General features: G+C 68.3%; 14 protein-coding genes. 9 read left to right on the top strand and 5 right to left on the bottom strand.

Going from position 1 to position 24,775, the window contains the following annotated elements; all coding sequences use genetic code 11:
- Positions 1-9 precede the first annotated feature (9 nt).
- From BLS43_RS24515 to BLS43_RS24500, 4 genes are all read right to left on the bottom strand, one after another.
- Positions 10-534 (bottom strand): hypothetical protein, encoded by a 525-nt coding sequence (locus BLS43_RS24515; RefSeq protein ID WP_143030205.1) that lies wholly within the window; start codon positions 532-534, stop codon positions 10-12.
- Positions 527-1,762, bottom strand: coding sequence for an exonuclease domain-containing protein (locus tag BLS43_RS24510; RefSeq protein WP_093089065.1), 1,236 nt, complete (start codon positions 1,760-1,762; stop codon positions 527-529). Before BLS43_RS24510 ends, BLS43_RS24515 begins: the two co-directional genes overlap by 8 nt.
- Positions 1,759-2,433, bottom strand: coding sequence for a DUF6218 family protein (locus BLS43_RS24505; RefSeq protein WP_093089064.1), 675 nt, complete (start codon positions 2,431-2,433; stop codon positions 1,759-1,761). Before BLS43_RS24505 ends, BLS43_RS24510 begins: the two co-directional genes overlap by 4 nt.
- A 139-nt stretch (positions 2,434-2,572) precedes the next feature.
- Positions 2,573-2,890, bottom strand: coding sequence for a hypothetical protein (locus BLS43_RS24500; RefSeq protein ID WP_143030204.1), 318 nt, complete (start codon positions 2,888-2,890; stop codon positions 2,573-2,575).
- 350 nt (positions 2,891-3,240) lie between these two features.
- Here BLS43_RS24500 and BLS43_RS24495 point away from each other — a divergent pair, with 350 nt between their 5' ends.
- The 9 genes from BLS43_RS24495 to BLS43_RS30200 all read left to right on the top strand — a co-directional run bounded on the left by BLS43_RS24495 (position 3,241) and on the right by BLS43_RS30200 (position 19,052).
- Positions 3,241-4,947 carry an N-6 DNA methylase gene (locus BLS43_RS24495; protein WP_143030203.1) on the top strand — a complete coding sequence of 569 codons (1,707 nt, stop codon included), beginning with the start codon at positions 3,241-3,243 and terminating at the stop codon, positions 4,945-4,947.
- Positions 4,948-4,991: 44 nt separating this feature from the next.
- Positions 4,992-6,938 carry a type I restriction-modification system subunit M gene (locus BLS43_RS24490; protein WP_093089153.1) on the top strand — a complete coding sequence of 649 codons (1,947 nt, stop codon included), beginning with the start codon at positions 4,992-4,994 and terminating at the stop codon, positions 6,936-6,938.
- Positions 6,935-8,233 carry a restriction endonuclease subunit S gene (locus BLS43_RS24485; protein ID WP_143030202.1) on the top strand — a complete coding sequence of 433 codons (1,299 nt, stop codon included), beginning with the start codon at positions 6,935-6,937 and terminating at the stop codon, positions 8,231-8,233. The genes BLS43_RS24490 and BLS43_RS24485 overlap by 4 nt, the downstream gene beginning before the upstream one ends.
- The gene (locus tag BLS43_RS24480; RefSeq protein WP_245707768.1) at positions 8,122-11,352 is read left to right on the top strand and encodes a type I restriction endonuclease subunit R; all 3,231 of its coding nucleotides are present in this window, start codon (positions 8,122-8,124) and stop codon (positions 11,350-11,352) included. Before BLS43_RS24485 ends, BLS43_RS24480 begins: the two co-directional genes overlap by 112 nt.
- Positions 11,352-12,380: a virulence RhuM family protein gene (locus BLS43_RS24475; RefSeq protein WP_093089059.1), complete on the top strand. Its 1,029-nt coding sequence runs from the start codon at positions 11,352-11,354 to the stop codon at positions 12,378-12,380. Before BLS43_RS24480 ends, BLS43_RS24475 begins: the two co-directional genes overlap by 1 nt.
- 31 nt (positions 12,381-12,411) lie before the next feature.
- Complete coding sequence (locus tag BLS43_RS24470; protein ID WP_218129995.1) at positions 12,412-13,911, top strand: serine/threonine-protein kinase; 1,500 nt, start codon at positions 12,412-12,414, stop codon at positions 13,909-13,911.
- A 109-nt stretch (positions 13,912-14,020) separates the two neighbouring features.
- Complete coding sequence (locus BLS43_RS24465; protein WP_093089057.1) at positions 14,021-15,505, top strand: hypothetical protein; 1,485 nt, start codon at positions 14,021-14,023, stop codon at positions 15,503-15,505.
- Positions 15,502-18,168: a phospholipase D-like domain-containing protein gene (locus BLS43_RS24460; RefSeq protein ID WP_093089056.1), complete on the top strand. Its 2,667-nt coding sequence runs from the start codon at positions 15,502-15,504 to the stop codon at positions 18,166-18,168. The genes BLS43_RS24465 and BLS43_RS24460 overlap by 4 nt, the downstream gene beginning before the upstream one ends.
- A gap of 608 nt (positions 18,169-18,776) precedes the next feature.
- The gene (locus BLS43_RS30200) at positions 18,777-19,052 is read left to right on the top strand and encodes a uracil-DNA glycosylase family protein (protein WP_176921519.1); all 276 of its coding nucleotides are present in this window, start codon (positions 18,777-18,779) and stop codon (positions 19,050-19,052) included.
- 41 nt (positions 19,053-19,093) lie between these two features.
- Here the strand turns inward: BLS43_RS30200 and BLS43_RS24450 are convergent, their stop codons facing one another.
- Positions 19,094-24,316 carry an AAA domain-containing protein gene (locus BLS43_RS24450; RefSeq protein ID WP_093089152.1) on the bottom strand — a complete coding sequence of 1,741 codons (5,223 nt, stop codon included), beginning with the start codon at positions 24,314-24,316 and terminating at the stop codon, positions 19,094-19,096.
- Between the last annotated feature and the right edge of the window lie 459 nt (positions 24,317-24,775).

Genomic DNA, 24,775 nt, shown 5'->3' with positions numbered 1-24,775 from the left:
CCTGGGCGTTCACGACCGTCGTCTCGTGGCGTCCGGACGCGTACTGCTCGCCGGTCCACGTGACTCGGCGCGTATCGCGGAGCTCTGTGATGTTGCCGGTGCCGTGGGTGTCGACGAGCCGGTGCAGCTCCCGGGCGTCGGTTCGTCGGGCATGTCGACCACCGAGACGGCGACGACGACGGTGACGCCGGACTCCGTGATCTCGAACAGCGCGCGCCCGAGCCCCTCGCAGGGGTTGGCACGGAGGTAGTCCTGCACCTGGCCGTAGGACTGCCGCGCGCAGTCCTGATCGAAGGCCTCATCGAGCCGCCGTACAGTCCGGCCCTGCTTCTCCAGTCTGGCGACGACCTTGGTGAAGCTCCGGTCCTTCGCCTTCACCGACGATGAACTCGCGGGCCGGGCTGCTGTCGATGCTCCGCCCGTCGTTCCGAAGTAGGCCATGCCCAGCCCGATCGTGGCGGCGACGGTGAAGGTGACCCCTCGCTTGCGCCACCTGCCGTTGTCGGGGTTCCGCGGCTGGTCCGGCTTACCCATGGCGAACCGAGTCGAGGAGGCTGAGGAACGCGTCCTCGGTGACGACCGGGACACCGAGCTCGCGAGCCCGCTCCGCCTTGCCGGACAGGGAGTCGGGATCGGCCGCCACGACCACCGTGGTCCGACGGCTGACGTTCGTCGTCATCCGGAGCCCGACGGCGACCGCGTCCGCCGTGATCTCCCGTCGCCCCCGACGCATCGTCCCCGTCAGGACGACGGTGTCGCCGGGTGCCAGGTGGAGCCCGCCCACAGAGACCGACGTCGGAGTCATCGGCTCGTCCAGCGCCGCCCGCAGTGCAACGTCCACCGCGTCCTCGTCGAGATCGAGCAAGCCCGTGACGGAGACCAGGTCCGCGTGCTCGTCGGGTGTCACGACACCGTCGTCCCACGCCGCTTGGGCGAGCGCGGTCAGGTAGCTGTGATGCACCTCGACGACCTCGGCCTTGTGCAGGCCCAGGTCGTGGGCGAGGTCGAGCAGCCCGTCCGCCTCGGTGTCGGAGAGGTGCCGGTCGAGCAGGGCGCGGTCCAGCATGGCCAGGTAGGCGTCGGTCTCGGGGCGCTCGGCCCGTGGGATCCGGTCGACGAGGCGGGCGAGGAAGTGCGGTCGAGTCGTCCCGGACGGTGTCCGCTGAACGGCACGCCCTCGGTGGTCGCCCAGATCCGGCCAGCGCCATGCCGCGGTGCGGAGCTGCTCCTCGCTGAGGCGGACGACGTCCGGTGCGGCGGCGAGCAGAAACCTCAGCAGGTCGGCAGCGGCGGCCGCGTCCGCCGCCGCGGTGTGCCAGTCGCGCTCGGGCAGTCCTGCGGCCGCGCAGCACTCGACCAGCGAGCGTCGGGTCCACGGGATCGCTACTCCGGTGGCGCGCATGGTGCACAGCCCAGCGTCCCGGTGAAGCGGGACTTCGTGACCGAGCCGCTGGTACTCGGCGCGCAGGTGCATGGCGTCGAACGCCCAGTTGTGCGCGACGACGACCCGCCCCGCCAGGCGTGCCGCGATCTCGCCCGCGACCTCTCCGAAGACCGGCGCCCGCCGGACGTCGGCGGCCCGGATGCCGTGGATCCACTGCGGCCCGAGGTCCCGTCCGGGGTTGACGAGCGTGTCCCACGAGTCCGTGACTGCGCCGGACGGGTCGACGTGCACGATCGCGATCTCGGCGATGCGGTGGTGGAAGCCGGGCTGGATCCCGGTCGTCTCGACGTCGATGACCGCGTAGCCGGGGGTGTTCACAGCGGCAGCCGGGTGCGGTCGGCCGCCAGGGCCGCCTCCCGCCAACGCGGCGGCAACGGCTCCGGCGGCCCCAAGGCGGTGCGGACGTAGTCGCGCCGGTTCTTGACCTGCTCGGTCTCCTCCCACACCCCGGCGATCCAGCGGAGGACTCCCACGACGGCGAGGGCGTCGGACACAGCAGGCGATCCGCTGGGTACCCCCAGCCGGGCCAGGCGGAGGAGCTCCGCGATCGAGCCGGCGGGCCCGCCGAGATCCCGACGCCAGTCGATGTCGGTGGTCTTCCGACCGGACTCCCGCACAGCCGCGATGGCGTGTTCCACCCCGGCGCGGCGCTCCAGCACGTCGCCGAACGCGCCGGCGACGTCGAATGTCTGCCCGCGCCACCAACCGTCCTCGAGCTTGGCGCAGGTGGTGAGTTCGCTCAGCACCGTGTCCGCTCTGGACACGTCCGACAGCGCGATCGCCCGCCGCTCGACGCAGTTCACCAGCCGCCCCGCCGTGTCCGGTTCGGCACGCAGCTCGTCGAGCGGTGTGATCCACGCCCCGGTGGGCCGCCCGTCCAGGCTCACCTGCCAGACGGCGAGGGTGTCGGAGTCCGCGGTGAGCACCGCGGATCCCGTGGCCCAGGTGGGGACGTCGGCGGGCACGGACTGTCCTTCCAGCGTCGTCATGAGAACCTCCTAAAGTCACATCGATGTCATTTCGTCCGGTGTCAGCCGGAGCGCGGAAGATCGTCAGTTCTGAGGAGCGGTCGACGCCCCGAACCCACCCCTCCGGAGTTCGAGGCGCCGACCAGGCGGTCGAGCGGCGTCAGCCGGCTCGACGAGACCGGGGGAGCGGGATCGCCTGGGCGAGGAACCGCTGCGACAACACGGTCACCAGCGCGGTGTCCCGCACGAGGAGGCAGACGTCGGGCCGGTCCGGGCTGTAGCCGTAGACCACGTCGGGATGCAGCACGATCTCGGTCCACGACCGCGGCCGGTGCTGCCAGTCGGCGGTGGCGACCAGCCAGCGGAGCCGCCGGACCGCGATCCGTCGCTGCACCCCCTCCACCCGCTCTCGATAGCGCTGCACCGCGTGGGGGGTGAGGGTCACCGATTCCGCGTCGAGCCGGATCTCCGGTTTCACGATCGCGAGAGCGAGGATGGCAGCCCTCTGAGCTGGGACGATGGTGCTCGGCGAGAGGATGGTCGAACTCCGGGCGACCTCGGTGCGAAGAGCGACGTGCTCGGCGGAACTCAGCATCTCAGATCCTCTCCCTATTTGCGGACAGCCTTGGAGAAGCCGAATCGACCGACGGACGTAATCGGCATCGGGGATTCGGACACAGTCGCGGCGATCGGGCGGCACGGCTTCGGTGCTTGGGTGAGTCGCCTGCGGTGAACTCGTCGAGCCCGATGCTGGGGCGGAGCCACCGGCGAGAGTCAGCGTACACAGCTGTGAGCGAGCAAGCAATGTTCACAGAGTTGCAAGACTCTGTGAGCGTCGAGTACGTTCGTGTGGTGAGCCTAGAGGAGCGTGACCTCGTCACGGCGGCAGCCGTGGCCCGGCGCGCCGGGGTCGGAAGAGCCGCGGTCGCCAACTGGCGCAAGCGCTACCCGGACTTTCCGCTGCCGGTCAGCGAGGCGGGGAGCAGCGCCCTCTACTCCTGGCAGCAGGTGGAGAAGTGGCTTGTCACCACAGGGAAGGCTGACCAACTGGCGGCATCGGGCCGGACGAGCACCGGGACTCAGCTTCTCCGAGACGCTGGCCCAGACACCGACCGAGACCTGTCCGACCTCACGGCCCCCGAGCTGCTCGCACGGGTGATGGCCTCCGTTCTTCCCCCGCTCGACGACGCTGACGAGCCAGCAGGGCACGGTCCCATGGTGCTCGACCCCGCAGGTGTCGACGGGCTGCTGCTCGGTGCTGTCGCTGAGCGTTTCGGTGCGCAGGCTCGGCTGGCGGGTCAGGTGCCCGACTCCCACAGCGCAGCGCTGGTCAACGCGTCCGTGCGAGGGGTGGACCTGCGGGTGGGGCGGCTGATCGAGGAGGACCTCTTCGCAGACGTAGCTGGCAAGGTGCGAGGGGTGGTCTGCCTTCCGCCCCAGCAGAAGACGTGGCCCTCCGCCACGCTGGCGGCCGATCCGCGGTGGCGCTTCGGCCTGCCCGATCCGCTCGATCCGGATCTCGCCTGGGTGCAGGCCTGCCTCGCCCTTCTCAGTCCGCGTGGGGTGGCGGTGGTCGCCGTGTCGCCAGTGACGGCGGTCCGTCCATCGGGCAGGCACGTCCGCGACATGCTCGTCCGGGCCGGTGTGTTGAGCGCGGTGATCGCGCTTCCTACTGGTTTGACCCGAGACGGCGAGGGGGCGACTCAGCTCTGGGTCCTGGAGCAGCGGGAACCGGGCCGCGGCGTCGCGATGATCGAGCTGAGCGGTCTCGGCGACATTCGGGACGTGCCGCTGGCGTACCAGGTCTGGCGGCGGCTGCTCGAGGGCGGCGATCCCGGTGTCTCCCGCCTGGTGCCGACGATCGAGCTGCTCGACGGCGAGACTCCGCTCGTGCCGTCTCGCTACGTCCGCAGACCCGTCGAGCCGGATCCGGCCGAGCTCGCCGCCGCGACCGAACGGCTCCGCGCTCTGTACAGCGACGTCGGGCGGGCGCTGCCCCAGCCGGTCGGTCGGACGGGCCCGGCGCTCGGCGACGTGGTAACGATCGCCGAGCTCGAACGATCGCGGGCACTCACCCTCCTGCCGCGCGACGCGGAACCGCGCGCCGGCGACATCTTGTTCCGCACGATGAACAGGGAGCCGGTCGTCGCCACGGGGACGGCGGCGGACGACCGCGGCGTCGCGCAGGTGATCGGCGTCGAGCCGGACCGGCTCGATCCCTACTTCTTCGCGCTGTTCGTTCGCGCGGACGCGCTTGCCGCCCCGGTCGTCAACACGCACAGTGCGTTGACCCGGGACGACGTCCGCCGCTGCCGAGTGCCGCGGCTCCCGATTGCAGAGCAACGCCGCTACGGCGAGGCGTATCGGCGGCTCCTGGAACTGGGCCGCGTCGCGACGCAGCTCGCGACCGTCACCGGGGCGGTCGCCGCTCAGACCAGCTACGGACTCACCACGGGTGCCCTCGATCCCAGCGCCCTCACCCCGCGCGAGACCATCACTACCGAGACCGCCGAGAACGAGAAGAGAACGACGTGACCTCGTCCACGCAGCCCATCGGCTCCGGCCCCACCCACACCCGCATGGCCGCCGAGATCTGGGCAGTCGCGGATCTGCTCCGCGGCGACTACAAGCGGCACGAGTATGGCGGCGTCATCCTGCCGTTCACGCTGATGCGTCGGCTCGACGCAGTCATGGCGCCGACCCGCGACGCCGTGCGCAAGCGGGACGCTGAGCTGCCGGAGATGAACAACAAGAGGATCATCCTGGAGAAGGTGGCGGGGCGGCACTTCTACAACACCTCGGCTCAGGACTTCCGCACGATCGTCGCGGACCCGAGCAACGTGGCGAAGAACCTTCGTGACTACGTGAACGGGTTCCACCCCGCGGTCCGCGAGATCCTGGCGCGCTTCTCACTCGACGAGCAGATCTCCCGGCTCGCAAGCTCCAAGCTGCTGTATCAGGTCGTCGGCAAGTTCGCGGCGATGAAGGACCTCGAACACTTGTCGAACCACGACATGGGCTACGTCTTCGAGCACCTCATCCGGAAGTTCGCCGAGGACTCGAACGAGACGGCCGGTGAGCACTTCACTCCGCGGGAAGTCATCCGGCTGATGGTCAGCCTACTGATCGGGCCAGACGACGAGCACGTCAAGGGCCCCGGCCAGGTCATCAACATCCTCGACCCTGCCTGCGGCACGGGCGGCATGCTCACCGCGGCGGACGAGTACATCAAGAGCATCAACCCCGACGCGCACATCTACCTGTACGGCCAGGAGGTCAACGGCGAGTCCTGGGCCATCTGCCAGGCCGACATGCTGATGAGCGGAAACCCCGGCAAGGTCGAGTTCGCCAACACCTTCTCCGAGCCCGCCCACGGAGACGTGAAGTTCGACTACATGCTCGCCAACCCGCCCTTCGGCGTGGAGTGGAAGAAGGTCAAGGACGCCATCGAGTCCGAGGCCGAGCTCGGCCACGCGGGTCGCTTCGGTGCAGGCCTGCCCCGGATCAACGACGGATCGTTCCTGTTCCTGCAGCACATGATCTCCAAGATGGAGCCGAAGGAGGGGAAGGGTTCTCGTCTAGCGATCGTCTTCAACGGCTCGCCGCTGTTCACCGGCGCGGCGGGCTCGGGGGAGTCGCGGATCCGGCAGTGGATCCTGGAGAACGACCTGCTTGAAGGCATCGTCGCCCTGCCTGACCAGCTCTTCTACAACACCGGCATCTCCACATACTTCTGGATCTTGTCGAACCGCAAGGTCGAGCGGTTGAAGAAGAAGGTCATCCTGCTCGACGCGCGCGACCAGTGGCAGAAGATGCGCAAGTCTCTCGGGGACAAGCGCAAGGAGATCAGCGAGGCGCAGATCAGCCACATCACGCAGGTCTACGCTCGTGCGCTGGAGATCGCCGACAACCCGGACGACCCGGACCACGCCCGCGTGAAGGTCTTCGGCACCCGAGACTTCGGTTACCACCGCATCACTGTCGAGCGCCCGCTCAAGCAGCGCTTCGAGATCACTGAGGACACTCTCCTCGCGTTGCGGCATGCGAAGCCCTTGGCCAAGTGGGTCGACCGTGACGTGTTCGTTGAGGCGCTGCGTCCGCTGCTCGGCACAGTGTGGTGGACCAGGGCGGCGGCAGGCGACGAGCTGCGCTCGACTGCAAGAAACGCCGAGATCCCGTGGCCGACGACGGCGGGGATAGTCAAGGCTCTTTGGGGTGCGATCGCGGTGTCGGACCCCGAGGGTGAGGTTCAGAAGGCGAAGGGGGAGGTGCTCCCCGACCCTGACCTGCGGGACTACGAGAACGTGCCCCTCGACGAGAACATCGAGGAGTACTTCAAGCGTGAGGTCATTCCGCACGTCCCGGATGCCTGGATCGACGAGGACAAGACGAAGGTCGGCTACGAGATCCCCTTCACCCGCCACTTCTACGTCTATACGCCGACCCGCCCGTTGGCTGATATCGATAGCGAGCTGCGTGCGCTAGAGGTCCAAATTCAGAAGCTGTTCGGCGGGGTGAGTAGGTGACTGCTCTGGGCTGGGCACCTAAGATTCCTGACCACTGGGAGGTTGTGCCGCTCACCTATGTAGCGAAGATGGGGACGGGGCACACCCCGGATCGCGCCAAGCCGGAGTATTGGCGCGATTGCACAATCCCGTGGGTGACGACCCCTGACGTCACTCGACGGCCTGACGACCTGTCTCCTCTGATGGACACTGATCAGAGGATCAGTGAGCTAGGAATGGCTAACAGTGCCGCAACTCTACACCCCGCGGGAACGGTTATGCTTTCGCGAACCGCCTCAGTCGGATATAGTGTGATTGTGGGCCGTCCAATGGCTACGACTCAGGCATTCGTGACATGGACGGCGGGACCGCGGCTTGACCCGAGATACTTGCTGTTGGTGTTGAGGGCGATGAAGCCCGAGTGGGAGAGACTTGCGTACGGATCTACGCATCTCACCATTTACATGCCTGATCTTGAATCACTTCGTATCCCACTGCCACCCCTCCATGAGCAGCGCCAAATATCGGACCTCGTCGCTGGCGAGTCGTCGGCTCTCGACGTAATTCAAACGGCAACTAGCCGCCAACTAGAACTTCTGCGTGAGAGGTTCCTGGAATCACTTAGGGTTGCCACGACCCTCGGCTGGGATTCCGAGCTGGTTGCCACGGGGATTCCGTGGATGCCGACGGTCGGATCCCGCAGCAAGCTATACAAGATCGGCCGCGTATTCCGGACCGGCAGTGGGACGACTCCCCGATCAACTGACCCCGAGTACTTCGATGGCGAAATCTCGTGGATTAACACCGCTGATCTCCGTGATGGGGTCGTTTCATCGCCTGTGCGGAAGGTGAGTCGGGCAGCCATTCGCGACTACCCCTCTCTTCGGGTCTATCCGCCGGGCGCTCTGATTGTGGCGATGTACGGAGCGACCGTTGGGCGAGTTGGAATGAACTCGCTGCCAGCCGCGGTGAATCAGGCATGTTGTGTGCTGAGTGAGCATGGCGAACTCTCGGTCGAGTATGCATTTTACTGGTTTATCGCTCATCGGTCCAGGATTGTGTCGCTGGCATCGGGTGGAGGTCAGCCAAATATCAGCCAAGACCTCGTTCGCTCACTACGAATTTCAGCACCAGACTCCAGAAGGGCTCAAAGGGAGGTGACAGAGTACTGCGCAGGCCTTGCCGATGCATTCGAGGGGCAGGTGTGCCAGCTCACGAAACGCCTGGATCTTCTGAGGGAGCGTCGCCAAGCCCTCATTTCCTCTGCCGTCACCGGCCAAGTCGACTTCTCGAACGTGGACGGAGTATTGAAATGAGTCCTAGGCTGCATACGGAGGAAGCGTTTGAGCGTGTTGCGGAGGGCTACCTGTTCGCCTTTGGCTGGGCTCCATCGTCCGGACAGTACCGGCCCGAACTCGGGATCGATCCGTCTGACCTGCTCGTCTTCCTCGGCCGCACCCAGAAACTCAAGTGGGACAAGCTGATCGAGCTGTACGGCGGGGATCAGACCACCGCTCAGCAGCAGTTCACCAAACGACTCGCGGCGGAGATCGATGAGCGCGGCGTGCTGGATGTGCTGCGACACGGGGTGAAGGAGCGAGGGATCGCGTTCGATCTCGCCTACTTCCGCCCCGGCCACACCCTCGCGGCCGATGCACTCCACGACTACAACCAGAACTTCCTCACCGTCGCGCGCCAGGTGCGGTTCAGTGCGCGCACGGGCGAGTCGATCGACATGGTGTTGCTCGTCAACGGGCTGCCCGTCGCGACGATCGAGCTGAAGAACCCGAACACGGGGCAGGGGACGGACGAGGCGATCGCGCAGTACCGGCGCCGTGACCCGAACGAGCTGATCTTTGCGAAGCGGGCTGTTGTGCACTTCGCCGTAGATCCGGACCGGGCCTACGTCGCGACTCGGCTGGAAGGCGCGGACACGCGGTTCCTGCCGTTCAACGTCGGGACCGCTGGACCCGGGAAGAGCGGAGCGGCGGGGAACCCGGCGGCGAAGCCGGGGGAGTACGCAGTCTCCTACCTCTGGGAGCAGATCTGGCAGCGGGACAACTGGCTGGAGATCCTGCAGCGATTCGTCCACGTCGAGGCGCCGAAGAAGCGAGGGGTGAAGACCAATCCGCACACCGCGAACCGGATCTTCCCGCGCTTCCACCAGTGGCACGCCGTGCAGCAGATGGTCAAGGACGCACAGCACAACGGCGCCGGCCAGAGCTACCTGATCCAGCATTCCGCGGGCTCGGGGAAGTCCAACACCATCGCCTGGCTGGCTCATCGGCTGTCGAACCTGTTCGACAAGGCCAACGAGCCCGTCTTTCACAAGATCGTGGTCATCACCGACCGCACGGCGCTCGACCAGCAGCTCCAGCGCACGATCTACCAGTTCGACCACGAGCCCGGCGTCGTGAAGAAGATCGACGAGGACTCGTCGCAGCTGGCGGCGGCGCTGGACGACTCGACGTCGAAGATCATCGTCAGCACTCTGCAGAAGTACCCGTTCATCCTGGCCAAGATCGCGAAGATGGACCTCAAGGGCCGCCGCTATGCAGTGATCATCGACGAGGCCCACACGTCCCAGGGCGGGGATGCGGCGAACCGGCTCAAGGAGGCGTTGGGCGCCAACGCGGTCCGCGAGTCGGACGACGAGGACGAGGCGACCTACCAGACGCGGGTGCGCGGCAAGCAGCCGAACCTCTCGTACTTCGCCTTCACAGCGACCCCCAAGTCAGGGACGTTGAAGGTGTTCGGCCGCTGGAACCCCGAGCTCGTGAACCAACGTGACGGTAGCCAGGGCATGTACGAGCCCTTCCACGTCTACTCCATGCGGCAGGCAATCGACGAGGGTTACATCCTCGACGTCCTGGCGAACTACCTGACCTACAAGACGAAGTGGCGCCTACGCGATGCCGCGGTCGAGCAGAAGGCCGGTGGCATCACCGACCCGGACGTCGACAAGGCGAAGGCCAAGGCCGCGTTCGTGAAGTTCGCGATGCAGCACGACGCGTCGGTGGCGCAGCGAGCCAAACTGATCATCGAGGACTTCGAGCAGAACCACGCGGGCCGGCTCGGCGGACGGGCGAAGGCGATGGTGGTGACCCGCAGCCGGCAGGACGCACTGGACCTCTATCAGGCGATCCTCAAACACCTCGATGACACGGGCAAGCAGCTGGGTGTTCTCGTCGCCTACTCGGGGAGCCTCACCGACCCGGACACGAAGGTCGAGCGCACCGAGGCTCAGATGAACGGGTTCGGGGAGCGGCAGCTCCCGGACAGGTTCGCCTACACGAAGGCGGACGACCCGCAGGCTGTCGCCCGCGATCAGGACGAGTATCGACTGCTCATCGCGGCCGAGAAGTACCAGACGGGCTTCGACCAGCCGCTGCTCTGCGGCATGTACGTGGACAAGCCGCTCACCGGCGTGACCGCCGTGCAGACGCTGTCCAGGCTGAATCGCACCCATCCGCTCAAATCTCAGGACGACGTCCGGATCCTCGACTTCGTGAACGACGCGGAGTCGATCGCCGAGTCCTTCAAGGACTGGTTCGAGACGACGCTGACGACGCCGTCCGACCCCAACATCCTGTACGCCAAGCAGCGCGAGGTCATGGACTACGAGGTCCTGGTGGCGTCCGAGATGGAGCTGCTGGTCGAGATCCTCGGCGAGGCGGGGCCGGGTCAGCTGTCCGCCGCCGCGGACAAGAAGCTCCACGCTCGGCTGCACGGGGTGCTGCAACCCGCGCTGGATCGCTTCGGCGAGCTCGATGAGGACGAGCAGGACGGCTTCCGCCGAGCCCTGGAGCAGTACGTCCGTGCCTACAGCCTGCTGGCGCAAGTCATCGACTGGGGTGACCGAGACCTGGAGCGCCTCTACCAGTTCGGCAAGCTCCTGCTGGTCCGGCTTCCAGGTCGAGCGCAGGTCGCGGTGGACATCGGGGACGCCGACCTCACGCACTTCCGGCTCGAATTCACCGGGCAGCACAACGTGTCCCTGTCCGACGTGGGTGACCGGGAGGTCCGAGGCCACGCCGCGGACGGAGGCGGAGCACGCGAGCCCGAGATGGTCCCGATGTCCCAGGTCATCGACGAGCTCAACGACCGCTTCGGCCTCGGCCTCGGTACCTCGGACGCCATTCTGGTATTTCAGCAGGTCATCGGGCTCGTCGAGGACGAGAAGATGCAGCAGATCGCGCTGATGAACGACGAGGATCGCTTCGGGCAGGTCGCGAACGACAAGCTCGACGACATCGTGCTGGACAACGCGGGCCGCAACACCGACTTCGTGAAGCACTACTTCGACAACGCCGACTTCCGCGGCATGATCAAGGAGGCGGCGCGCAAGCGTGCCTACCAGATCATCAACAACCCAATCCGGGACGAGGCGCTGGCAGCACTGCGGGAACAGATGCGGCGCGAGACAGGGGGCTGATGACCGAGCCGGGGGGAGAACTCGTCGTCTACCGGAGTGACGACGGGCAGAGCCGGGTGCAGTTGCGGGCGGTCGGGGGGACCGTGTGGCTGACACAGGCTCAGCTGGCGGAGCTGTATGCGACGTCGGTGCAGAACATCCAGCAGATCATCAGCCGGGTTCTCGCCGATGGCGAAGTGACCCAGGCAACTATCAACTCTGCGTTGATAGTTCGCCAGGAGGGCAACCGGCAGGTCAAACGCGAGGTCAAGGTCTACAACCTCGACATGATCCTTGCCGTCGGCTATCGGGTCAGCACGCTGCGAGCGGTGCAGTTCCGTCAGTGGGCGACGACCGTCTTACGCGAGTACCTGGTCAAGGGCTTCGCGATGGACGACCGCCGGCTCAAGGACCCGGGCGGCACGGACTACTTCGACGAGCTGCTCGAACGCATCCGGGACATCCGGGCGTCCGAGCGGCGGTTCTACCTCAAGGTCCGCGACATCTTCGCCGCCACGAGCAGCGACTACGACAAGGACGCCGAGGCGGCTCGGACCTTCTTCAAGACGATCCAGAACAAGCTGCTCTTCGCGGTGACGGGCCACACCGCAGCGGAGCTGATCGTCATGCGTTGCGATCCGGCGGCGCTGAACCTCGGGCTGACGTCGTGGGCCGGTCGGCGAGTGCAGAAGAAGGACATCGACACGGCGAAGAACTACCTCCTGCAAGAGGAGATGTCCGAGCTCAACCTCCTCACCACCCGCTTCCTGGACTTCGCCGAGGACCGGGCTCGCCGCCGTCTCACGCTCGTCATGGCCGACTGGGTGGCGCAGACGGACAGGTTCCTGACCTTCGACGAGCGCGAACTGCTGAAGGGGGCTGGCACCGTCTCCGCAGCGAGAATGCGCGAGGTCACCGACGAGCGCTACGAGGTGTTCGATAGCCGGCGGCGTGCCGAGGAAGCGGAGCGTGCGGCGATCGAGGAGTGGGACGATCTGCGCGAGCTGACGGCCATCGAGCGCCCGGACGAGGGGGATCATGTCGGCTGAGCCGGAGCGTCTCCTCGGAGACCGCTACCGCGTGGACGGTCTGCTCGGCCGCGGTGGGATGAGCGAGGTGTACCAGGGCTACGACGAGCGTCTCGGCCGTCCGGTCGCCATCAAAATGTTGCGCCAGCCGACGATCGGGCCTGAGGTCAGCAGCACCGAGCTACTCGAGCTGGAGGAGGCGCAGGCGAGTAACCGCCAGCGGTTCCTCCGCGAGGTCCGGATGGCGGCACAGCTCGAACACCCGGGCACCCCCGCCGTCTACGACACCGGCCTGACCGACGACGGTCGCGTCTGGCTGGTCATGCAACTCCTCCGCGGCTCTACGTTGGAGACGGTGCTCGACCGCAGCACTTACGACGAGACCGCCCGCCCGACCATCGCGTGGGCAGCGGCGATCGCGGCGCAGATCGCTGCCGTGCTCGCCGACCTGCATCGCGTCGACGTCGTCCACCGGGACATCAAGCCCGCCAACGTGATGATCGTCGAGAACGGCCTGGTCAAGGTGCTGGACTTCGGCATCGCCATCCTGCGAGGGGCCAGCGCGCTACCCCGCCTCACTCAGATCGACCGCACCGTCGGCACACCTGTCTACATGTCGCCGGAGCAGCACCTGGGCAGGGTCGTCACCGCTGCGTCGGACGTCTATTCGTTGGGCTGTCTTCTCTACGAACTGCTCGCCGGGGACCCGCCGTACCTCGACTCGACGACCACACCGCTGCGGGCCCACCACCTCCAGACTCAGGTCCCCTCGGTCCAGCTGGCCCGGCACGACGCGCCCGCGGAGCTTGAAGGCTTGCTCAACCGGATGCTCGCCAAGGACGCCGAAGAGCGGCCCACCGCGGAGCAGGTGTACGCGGCACTGGTTCCGCTGATAGGTGGGCTGACCGGTAGCAGTGACGAGGTGCAGGACCCGACGCGGCCGTTCCGTGTTCCGCTCCTCGCGCCAAGGTCGCGGCCGGTCGTGCCCAGCCCGCGAGCCCCGCTCACCGACGCTGAATTCGTGCAAATCCAGAATGGCGCCACGGCCCTCATGGGGGACGACCAGCTGGGCTTGGCGGTCGAGATTTTGGAGGACGGGCTCGCGAGGGCGGCCGCCGAGCCCTTCTTCAGGCTGGAACTCAGCTTCCAGCTCGGCATGATTCAGTTCTTGCGTCGCGAGTATCGCGCAGCGGCATCGTTACTGACGGAGGCCGAGGAGACGTACCGCGCGAGGCTGGGCGACGTGCATCCCCGTGCGGTGCAATGCGCCTACTACGCAGGCCACGCCTACGCCGAGCTCGGTGAGCCGCTCAAGGCCCTCGCGCAGCTGCGCTTCTACCTCCAGCACGTCGACCCGACGGAGCCCGACAACGCCGAGCCCATCCTCGAAAGCCGGTTCGTGCTCGCGCAGCTGCTCGCGTCCGACGGCCGAGCCGAGGAGGCGCGCGCCGAGTTGGTGCGGCTGCGGCCGGTATTCCAGGAGCACTACGGGACCGAGTCGACGCTCGTCAGGAACCTGGACAAGCAAATTGACAAGCTTGCTGAGGGATAGTCGCGCGAAGGAGCGCGGCATTCACCGAGGATCGAGATGATCGGCTCGCCCTCGGTGCGGGCACGGGGCTGAAGGAGAAGGCATGGCGGTAGCTCATGGAGGCGCTGGCGTGACAACAGCGGTCGAGGGCCCCGCTTGGGCGCAGAAGGGGCTCGACCAGCGCGATGGGCGTTATCCGCTCGCCGTCGAGGCTCCTGTGTTGGGCATGGTTGCGATGCTCATGCCCGGGGTGTCCACGCTGACCGACTTCGCCCGCTACTACGGCCTCTACTGGGCACTCGCCGACTACGCTGAGCGGCAGGATCTCGACGGGGCGGTATGTCAGCGAATCCTCCGCCGATCCGAGGTTCTGCTGGCGTTGGCGACGAAGACCCACGACCCGGACGGCGTGACCGCTCATGGCGCGGATGCATTGCAGCGAGGGCTGAACAGGGGCGGCTCAGCGTGGGAGCTGGCGGAGCTGGGCAAGACGTCGTACTCGCCGCGGAACTGGGGGTTCTGGTCTCAGTACGGCGGTCCGTCCGATGTGCTCGGGACGGCGACCACAAAGGACGGAGCGATCCGTCCTGCACGGCACGCGTGCCCCGAGCCGGTCCGCCAGATGTTCGCCCCGGTCTTCGACGCGGCGAGCCGCGACACCTGGCCGTCGAGCGACCTTCTGCCGCATCTCGCGCAGCTGTCCGTGGGGTCGCTAGGGGGAGCTGACGCGGGGGCGCTGCGGGAGCTGTTCACCGCCACCCGTACAGGCGTCCACGACCCTGAAAGCTGGGAGATCACCGACCTCACACGGCGCGCGACGATGCGGATCCTGTTGCGCGCCAAGCAACTGTCGCCAGGTGAGCCCTGGTCGGTCGCTCTCCGGCAGGCGCTGGCGTTCGGCCCCGGTGCGACGGAGGACCCGGTCCTCGCCGGAGAGGATCGAGCCCTCGCGTGGCGCGGCCTTCTGCTGCGTCACTACTCGGTCGGCGCGTGGCGGCGGTTGTGGGCCGGGCTCGTCGACTTCGTCCGTGACAACGGGGTGACCACCCGCGCTCAGATCCACAGCTGGATAACTGACCGGCTTCCGCCGCTGAGCCTCCGGGGGTGGGAGGCGATGCTCCCCGAGCTTATGGACGCGGCAGGGCATCCCGCTCCCGGCGAGCAACACGTCCTGGACAAGGGCGAGGGCGTACTCGAGAACCTCGCTCTGCTGGCCATCGGCGCCCGCCGCCGTCAGAGCCTGGATGGGCTGGCCCTCGAAGCCTTTCGGGGCGGCAAAACGGTGCGGAACAGCATCCTTGGCCCCGAGTGGGTGGGTCGGCGGATCGGCGACAATGCAGCGAGATCCCTTCGCGATCTTGGATGTGACCTCGTCGACGACATGCTCGCCCAGTCCCGGCGGGTCGCGTTTCGCAAGGTGCAGTTCCAGCATGGCCGCATGCAGGTGTTCTCACGCCTGCACGAGCGCAACGACACCTTCACAGCGACCAGCCGGGAGGGCTCCGGGAACGTGGGCCTCCGCGTCGACCAACTGGCCGGACTCGCCATGCAGCTAGGCCTCGCCGACGACGCCGTCACCGATCTCGGGTGTGACCTCCTGGAGTTGCCGCGATGACGATGATCGAGCACACGGCCTTCGCCTCCCCATTGACCCTGCTCAGCCAGTGGCAGGACCGTCCGGAGGGAGATCCGCTCCGCGAGTTCCTCGTGCTCGGGTACACGGCGGACCTGGCGTTCCTCGAGCGCTTTGCGGTGTCGAAGGCGCGTCAGATGGGAGCGCGGGTGACCGTGCTGTCCGACGCGGACCAGCAGATCCACGACCCGATCGACGTCCGCTTCGCGGGCCACGTCTACCAGTACGGCGCCGCGACGATTCCCGGAGCGTTCCACCCGAAGCTCGCTGTCCTCGTCGGGGAGGAGGACGTCTGGACGGCCATCGGCTCGGGCAACCCGACGATGTCGGGGTGGGGACACAACCACGAGCTGTGGTGCGTTCTGCGTGGTCGCCGCGACCGTGGGCTACGAGTACAGAGTGAACTTGCGTCCTGGCTGCAGGACCTCCCGCGCCACGTCGCCATGCCCGGCTGGATTGCCGAGACGCTCGCGGACGTCGGGGCAGCGCTACGGCCGGCGGAGATCGACGACAGCCGCCCGGACGTGCGGTTGCTCCACAACCTGCGGGTACCGATCATCGACGGCCTGCCGGTGGAGGCGGCCGAGGTGAACCTGGCGGCTCCCTTCATCGATCCCTCCGCGGCAGCGGTCCGCGCGGTCCTCGAGCGGGCCCGTCCCGACCGAGTCCGCTTCGCGCTCCAGAGCCAGTTGACGTCCTTCGTCCCCAGCACTCTGCTTGCGGCAGCTGGCCGCACCACGGCGGAGTTCCACGAGGTGGACGACGAGCGCACGATGCACGGCAAGCTGATCGAGCACGTCGACCGGGACGGCCGCGTGCATGTCGTGGTCGGCAGCGCAAACGTGACCTCCCCGGCGCTGCTCAGGACTGTCCGCGAAGGCGGGAACTGCGAGCTCGCCGTCGCCGCGTCGGTGAAACGCAGCCTCCTGCCCGACGCCAGGCCCGTTTCGGCCGACACGGTCGCTCAGTGGCCGTCGACGGCGCCCTCGGAGCGGGAGCAGTCGTCACCGGCCCTGCGTTTGCTCGGCGCCCGCCGCCTGGACCGGACGATCGAGGTGACCGCCGTCAGCGGCATTGACGCTACGGTCACCGTCGAGCTCTCGCCGGACGGAGCTCCGGGTTCCTGGCAGGCGCGTGGCGTGTTTGCCGCCACCCGGGCCTCGGCCGCAGTGACCTGGACCGTCGACTCGCCCGAACCGGCGGGCGCCGCCATTCGACTCGTGGCGACCCTCGAGGAGACCGTCGTCGAGTCCGTCCCGGCCTTCGTGACTGATCCCCATCGGTGCCGACCGCGAACGGACTTCGGCAAGGAGCCACGGCTTCGCGGAGCGTACGAGCTCGATGAGCTTATCGGGGACTCGGAGGTGATGGCGCGCTTCAGCAAGGACCTCCTCACCCTGCTGAAGCTGTCGGCTGAGCAGCGTGCGTCCACGGCGACTCTGCGAGTGCCCGCAGGGGGCGCGGTCGAGGTGCAGGCGAGGAAGGACGCGTGGACGGAGTTCCTCGACCATGCGACACACTCGATGGGCGCCGGGCTGGTCGAGCTGGCGTTCCCGGGCGCACTGCCTTCCCCGGTGAACACCGTCGAGGCGAGCGAGTGGGCGGTGGGCGCGGTCGACGACGAGACCGAGCTCGCCGAGGGTGAGACGGAGAGCGACATCGAGCTGCTCGACGTCGAGCTCGGCCGGGAGGCTCGCCGGGTTCCACCTGAGGCCCGGGCGCGCTACCGCACGTGGATCCACCGGTGGGTCATGTCGATCTCCCCGAGCCCGTCGGTGGCCCTGCCCAGCCTCCCGCTGCGGATGACGGTGGCCGCCCTCTTCCTGGAGCTGCTTGCCGCGGGGATCTGGGGAGCCGACGAGTCGTGGCGAGAGGACCTTGCGGACGTGGTCCGCTCGCTCGTCGAGGACCGAGCCGAGATCGACGACAGCCCGGAGCAGTCGCACGCCTACCTCGGTGCGCTCGTGGCGGTGTGCCTGGCGGTGCTCGGGCAGGATGCCCGAGTCCACGGTGGTCGACCCGCCGACGTCGTACTGACGAGAGCCTGGGAGCCCGCGCACGACGTTGCGACCTTGACCGAAGACGTCGTGCTCGAGGCCGTCCTGCTGCGGTCCAGCGAGATCGGTGCGCGGCTCGCCGGTCAGGCCGAGGTACTGGCCACTGTGGAACTCGCGCGGCAGGCGACCGCCGATCCGAAGGCGGAGATCAAGGCGGGCCTCGCCGCGGCGGGGTTGGACCTCGAAGAGCAGCACGGGGCCTGGGTCGCACATGGCACGTTCAAGAACCCCATGCGGCCGGCGGCGCAGCTCGCGACCGAGCTCTACGACGGTGCGCCGTTGACCTGCGTCGCGACGAACGGCGCCCGCTCGGTGACGATGGTGCGTACCGAGGGTGCGGTGGCGATGCTCGACTCTGCCATCGGGAAGTGGCGCGTCTACGCGATGCGACGTCCGAGCACCCCGCTCACCATCTTCGGACAAGGCGAAGGGGTGCCCGCGACCAGACAGGTCCTCGCTGCACGTCCGATCCCGCCGGCGGTGGCAGCCCTTGCGGGACAGGCCGATCTTGACGCGGTACTCGCGAAGTACGGCCCGAAGGGGCGTCCACCGGCAAAGGATGCTGCGTGGACCGACTGGGACTGGTGACTGGGCGCATTCGGCTCATTGGGCTGCGGCCCTGCCGCGTGAAGGTTGATGGTCATCGCCTCGGGCAGTCGACCAGCGCAGATCCATTTCTCCCACGTCGCTCGACCCAGGAACCAGGCCGCTATGGGGCAACCCGGCCCCGGCCCATTCGGCTCGCGACTCGGCGTGTCGAGGCTTCTCACTCGGAGGAGTGACGACAAGGCGGGCCGATGCCGCGACGGATGCCGGACCCGAGGAATCGGGCCGAGCAGTGGGAGCACCGCTACGCCGAGCACGTCGAGCCGCTCAACCGGCTCGTCGACGAGCTGGGGGAGTCCGATCCGGACGCGCGTCCGCCCTACATCGCGCCGATGTACCGCGGGGTGCGCGCACGAGTCTTGGCCATTCTGCGCGATCGCGGGCCGAAGGCGGGCGGTGTCAGTGGCTCCGGCTTCCTCTCCCGTCGAGAACGACGACCAGACCGCGGAGCGGCAGATGCGGTTCTTTGCCGAGGCCGGGCTCGACCCGGCCGACGTGGTGCCCTGGAACGCCTACCCCTGGTAAATCAACGCGGCACAAAGGAAGCAGCTTCGTCGGGGGATCGAGCCGCTCCGCGAGTCGTCGACCTGATGACGGACCTGCGGGTCGTCCTGCTCGCAGGGAAAGACGCGCAGGCGGCGTGGCGACTCTTCATTGAGGTCCACGACGGGACCGTTGTGGCGCGACGCATCCGGGTGGTGGAGACCTATCATCCGAGCCGCCAGGCACCGCAGCACCCGGGTCCGAGCGAGCGTGCTCGTGGCGAGGAGGACATCCGGATGGCGCTACGCCGAGTCGTGACGCTGACCGGCGTGGTTCAGGAGCCCCTCGACCTCACGGGGCGGAGACAGCGGTCCTCCTCCTGACCGCTTCCTCCGGCGCGGCGCCTCGGGGCGCGCCGACGGGATCAAGGAGAGTCGTGGCCCTCCGGGCCGTCGCAGCGGACGAGGGGGGCGATCTGCTCGAGCCGGGCCCGGATGACGTGGCCGAGCTTCGTGTTGTCGTAGCGCAGCATCGTGGCGCGGTAGACCGGCGTCGGATCCCCCCAGCCGAGGACGGCCGCCTCCTCCGCCATCACGGCGGCGAGCTCGGCGGGCGGGACCTGGTCGAACGACCGGGCGCCGAGTGCGCGGACCCGGACCTCCGGCTGGTCGGCCAGCCTCAGCGTCATCGGCTTGATGCCGGCCTCCCCGAGCGGGTTGTCCCGTACGAGACGGCCCGTCTTGATCGCCGAGCTGATCGCGGAGTTCAAGGCCTTGGTGATCAGGGCGCCGGCGCGCCTGCCCGCGGATGAGCGGACGTACACGTGGTGCAGCCGGCTGCCGAGCACCGGGCCCTCCACCGCGACGATGTCGACGAGCCCGTCGATGATCTCCCTCGTCGACGCCTCCGACACCGGCGTCGTGGAGCCGTGGAACTCCTGGTAGACGGCGCGGCGCACCCGGGCCTCGGTGAACGCCACGGGATCGGGCTCCGGCTCGACGCCGATGACGTCGAGGGCTGAGTCCTCGACGTCCGCCGGCGTGGAGGCCACGAGGACGGGCTCGATGGTCGCGGGTGACGGTGGAACCACGTCGACGGAGGGGATTCCCCACGCCGGAGTGGCTGCCTCGGAGTCGACCTCGTCGTCCGTCTTGTCCGCGACGGGAATCGTCCGGCCCGCCGGGTGGATGTCCAGCTCGGCGAGCGTCGCCCATAGTGGCTCCAACGCAGCCACCGGGTCCCGGTAGAACTCGGACTCCAGGATCCGGTGGAAGCGCCAGCCGCAGCGCTCCAGCTCCCGCTGTCGGCTCATGTCCCGCTGGTAGGCCTCCGGGCCGTGCCAGAAGTCGCCGTCACACTCGATCGCGAGCCGCCGCGTGGGGCCGACGGCGACGAGGTCGATCGAGTAGCCGAGCGACTCGAACTGCGGAACGAGGGTGTAGCCGCGGCTCGCGATCCGGTTGTGCACCCGCTGCTCGAACAACGAGCCGAACGGAGCCACCGGCATGTCCTCGGGGACGAGCCCGGTCGTCGCGCCCTCGTGCTCTCCGACGCCGCGCGCGGCGATGCCGTAGCAGTAGTCCAGCAGCTGGTAGCGCATGTCCTCGGGGTTGGTGAGGGTCGCGCGGTCCACCGAATGGAACACCCAGAGCTGGTCCTTGGCACGGGACGCGGCGACGTTGTAGCGCTGCACGTACATCGTCTGCGTCAGGGCCGTCAGCCGACGCTCGGGTCCCGGCGCCGCCACCATCGACAGGAAGACCACGTCCCGCTCGGAGCCCTGGAAGTCCGCCGCGTCGCCGCAGCGCAGGTCCCGCGCCGCCCACTCCTCCGGTGTGATCCGGTCGAGCAGCGCCTTCTCGATCGCCTTGGCCTGGCCCGTCCCGAGCAGCGAGATCACGCCGATGGTCCGTCCGTCGTAGGCCGGGTCGGCGATGCACTTCTCAACCTGCGCCACGATGGCGTCGACCTCGGCGGGATTCGTCCGGGTACTCGAGGAGCCCTTCTCATAGCCGCCGGGAACGAACACAGGCTTGACGGGCTCGAGGCGGTCCGCGCCGAACTGACGGACGGGGATGAGGCGGACACCGTCTGGCTCGTAGGCGATCCGGTTCGAGAAGCCGATGATCTCCGGCACGCAGCGCCTGTGCTCCACGAGCGTGATCATCCCGCTGAAGCGCATCTTGGCCTCGTCGAACAGCGACCGCTGCGGGTCCTGCCACGTCGACCGGAACTGGTCGTCGAAGAGGTACTGCGAGCCGAGGTCGCGCAGCTCCTGCTGGTCGACTCCGACGGCCGATGGCGAGACCTGACGGTCGTCGCCGATCACGACGATCTTGGGGGCCAGATACTGTAGGAACGAGGCCTCGATGCCCGCCTGGGAGGCCTCATCGACGATGACGACGTCGAACATGTCGGGCTGCACGTCGAACTGGTCCGCGATCCGGTACAGCGGCATGATCCACACCGGCACGGCGGGACGGCAGCGGTCCATGGCCGAGCGGATCTCGCGCCGCCGCTGCGCCGCGTAGGTTCCGGTGCCCTTGCCTAGTCGCTTGACGAGCGAGGCGTACTGCTCGAGGGATGCCCGAGAGCCGCGCGTGAGCCTGCCCGGAGCGACTGCGTGGCCCCAGGCGCGGATCGCGGACAGCTCGGTGACGTGGCCCCGGATGCGCTCGTCGACGACGAGGATCTCGCGCTGCACCGCGTTGACGTCCGCAGCCTCCTGCGACGACAGCCAGCTCGACGCCACGGCGTGGAGCCACCCGTCCTCGATCTCCGGAATCCGCTCGTCCCACACGGGCGAGTCGGGCGTGCTCGCGATGGCGGCCGCGAGTCCGGGGGCGCCTGCGAGACGAGAGCCGAGCTCGTCCCGGCGACGAAGCAGCTCACGAACGTGCCAGAGCCTGGCGAGACGCTGGTGCGCGGACGCGTAGGCGCGATCGTCGCGTGAGCGGGTCGCTCGAAGGAGGTTCGAGAGCACCGGTGCGGCATCTGCCTCACGTTCGGCATCGACCAGTGCGGAGACGGCCTGGTCGATGCGCGCCGTGGCCGCGGCGGCCTCCTCGGCCGTCTGAACCGCTGTGAGTACGGCGAGGTACCGTTCGACGGAGGCCGGGTTGAGCCAGGCCGGTCGAGGCAGCCCGAGAGCCGCCACACGGCCGTCCTCGGCGAGCAGCCGGGCGTCCAGGCCGAGGAGCCTGCCGAGCGACCCCGCCTCCGCCCGGTGCCATTCGAGCCGCTCGGCCGGGGTGTCCTCCGGGGGGATCACGACGGACGCGGGCCAGGCGCGGTCCAGAGCGTCCAGGACGTGGTTCGCCTCGACCCAGAGCAGGAACGCACGCACCTGGGGTGCGGTGGTCGGCGCGAGGCCGTTCACCCGGACACGCGCGAAGAACGACTCGGCGGTCTTCACCGCGCGGGGGGTCAGCATGCCCTGCTTGGGCAGCCCGTCCCCACCCAGCTTGATCGCATTCTCGGCATCGAGATGTGCGCCGACGCCTTGTGCGGCAGGGACGAGGAGGCCGATGTCGCCACCCTGGACCGTCACCGTCGTGGCCGCCCCGAGGTCGGCGACCAGCCGGCCGGCCTGGTCGATCAGGCCGCAGAGCTCGCCGTGCCGCCCACTCCACACCGAACCGCGCCCGCGTGCGAGGTCGGTTGCGGCCTCCTGGAGCCAGGCCTCGTGACCACCGAGGAGCTCGCGCGTGTCACGAAGCAGTACCCCGATGCGGTCGGCGAGCAGTCGCCGAGTCTCCGCCTTCAACGCCGACGCGGGGGCGTACGCAGCGTCCGGCTGCAGGGCGGCGTACGACTCGGCGATGCCATTGGCCTGGCGCTCGGCGTGGACCAGCGAGGCGAACGCCGCGGCGTCGGGCAGGGCTTCGAGCGGAACGAGCCGATGACCGGCCTCGGGCTCGTCGGCGACGAGGTCCGTGTCGCGCAGATGACCTCGCCAGGCCGCGAGCTCCACCGCGGACAGCGGGGCCCGGCCGCTCGGGGCGTCAACCAGCTCGGTCAGCCAGCCGTGGCGCTCGTCGCCCGCGCGGACCTCCCGGGCGACGGCGGCCGGGGATCCCCGGTACCCGTCGAGATCGACCTCGACCACCTCGCGCTCGCGCGCCGACTGCAGGCGGTGGCCGAGCTCCGCACGCAGCCGACGGAGGTCGTCGATGCCGTCGAGGTGCCGGCGGATGGAGCGCGCGGCGTCGTCGGCGTCGTGCTCGGCGGCGGTCGCCGCGATCCGCTCCACCGCCACCCTCAGGTCCGACATGTCCTCCCGGGAGGAACCGACGACAGCGACCGCCAGCGGCTGGATGGCCTCGGGCAGCTTCTCGCGCACCTCCTTGAGCGCGCGGTCGGTCTGCGCGGTGACCAGGATGCGCTTGCCCTGGGCGAGCAGGTGGGTGATGAGGACGGCGGCGGTGTGGGTCTTGCCGGTGCCGGGCGGTCCCTGGATGAGGGTCTGTGCCGTCGTGTCGACGCGACGCAGGATCTGGAGCTGACGGTCGTTGAGGGGCAGTGGGAGGAACGGATCCTCCTCGACGTGGATCACCGCACCCGCACCGTCGAGGCTGCCTTCGGTGCCGAGCGGCTCGTGATCGGCATCGACCAGGGGCCGGATGCCGTCAGGCACCTCACCGGACTCGCGCAGCTGCTCGACGATGCGTCGGAAGATCTCCAGCAGGCCCTTCTGCGAGCGCTTGCGCAGCAGCAGGGCGGGGGCGAAGGAGGTGACCGGCGCCGCGGCGGGGAGCGTCGGGTCGTCCGCGTCGCGGTACTGGGCATCGGCGGCGAGCTGATGGGTGACCCGCCTGCCGAGCTCGCCCATCCTCTCGCGGTCGAGCGGGTGCGCCTCGGTCTCCCGGGCACGGTCGCGCAACTCGTTCACCAGACGGGGCTGTCCGACGAGGCCGGGATCGAGCATGTCCAACTCCAGCGTCGCGCCCTCGACGGTGTCGTCCGCCAGCAGGGCCAACCGGCCGGTGTCCTCGTCGAACTCGATGCGGACCGCTGTGGTGAGCAGGTGGCGCCGAACCTTGTCGCCGGCCGGCACTACCCAGGTGAGGAGGCTGCTCCCGAGGACGAGCTCGAGTTCCTCGGGATGGCCCGCGGCGGAGACATGGATGGAGAACAGCTCGTTGTAGTAGTCGCGGGCGGGCTGGTCGCGGTGCTCCTGCTCCGCCCACGCCTGCCAGTGGGGCAGGTAGGCGGCGAAGGCCTCGTCGATCTCCGGGCGCTCGCTGCGCTCCACTCGACGGCGGGTGGTCCCGCCGTGTTCGTCGTCCACCTCGAGTGACCGGTACTCCCGCAGCACCGGCTCACGGCGCGGGTCGACGGGCGACTCGTCCAGCCAACCCGCGAGTGCGGTATCGGGCTCGGGAGCGGCGACCGCGGGGACGCGGTCGATCGTCAGCACGGCGGGATCGCCCTCGACGTGGGCGTGGCGGACTCCACCGCCGACAGCGGGATGAGCCGGCGCGTCGGCCAGCCACAGCACCGCGCCCTCGCGCCGGCAGGTCTCGAGGTCCACGACGGACGTGCTGCGCAGACGCTGAGCCTCGCCGAGGAAGGTGAAGAGGCGGACCGCCCGGTCGACGAGGGGATCCTGCGCGTTCTGTGGAGCGGTCGTCGTCTCGTCGTCCATGCCTCGTGCCTCGTGCGTCTCGGCGAACATGCGGTTCGCGGCCTCTCCGTCGTACAGCGCGTCGGCGTATCGCCGGTAATCAACCTACTGTTACGAGTCCGGTACAGGGCGCGTCTAGTGCCCCCGCTCCCATCTCGTCCTACAAGGATGACTGCGCCGAAAAGCCTAATTACCTGGGCTGTCGGGATGACCGCAAGCGGTGTTTCAGGTGCGGCGCTCCGATCATCATTTCGATGACTGTCCACCGGTGCCGGTCGTTCTCTGCGGACGCGTGCAAGCGCGGCCTGTCGCCTTTTGTCGGGATCGAGCGGGAATGCCAGACGGCCCGTTCAGACACAATGGACATACGACGGCCACTGCGAGTGACGATCACACTGAGTGATAACGATCAACGCTGAGATTCCATGATCTGTAAGCGGAACTGTAAGCATCGACCCCTGAGACGGTCTGAGTCGCACA

Source organism: Pseudonocardia oroxyli (assembly GCF_900102195.1).
GTDB classification, from domain to species: domain Bacteria; phylum Actinomycetota; class Actinomycetes; order Mycobacteriales; family Pseudonocardiaceae; genus Pseudonocardia; species Pseudonocardia oroxyli.
Note: the sequence above shows the minus strand (reverse complement) of the source record. Positions and strands in the feature narration are given on the sequence as shown.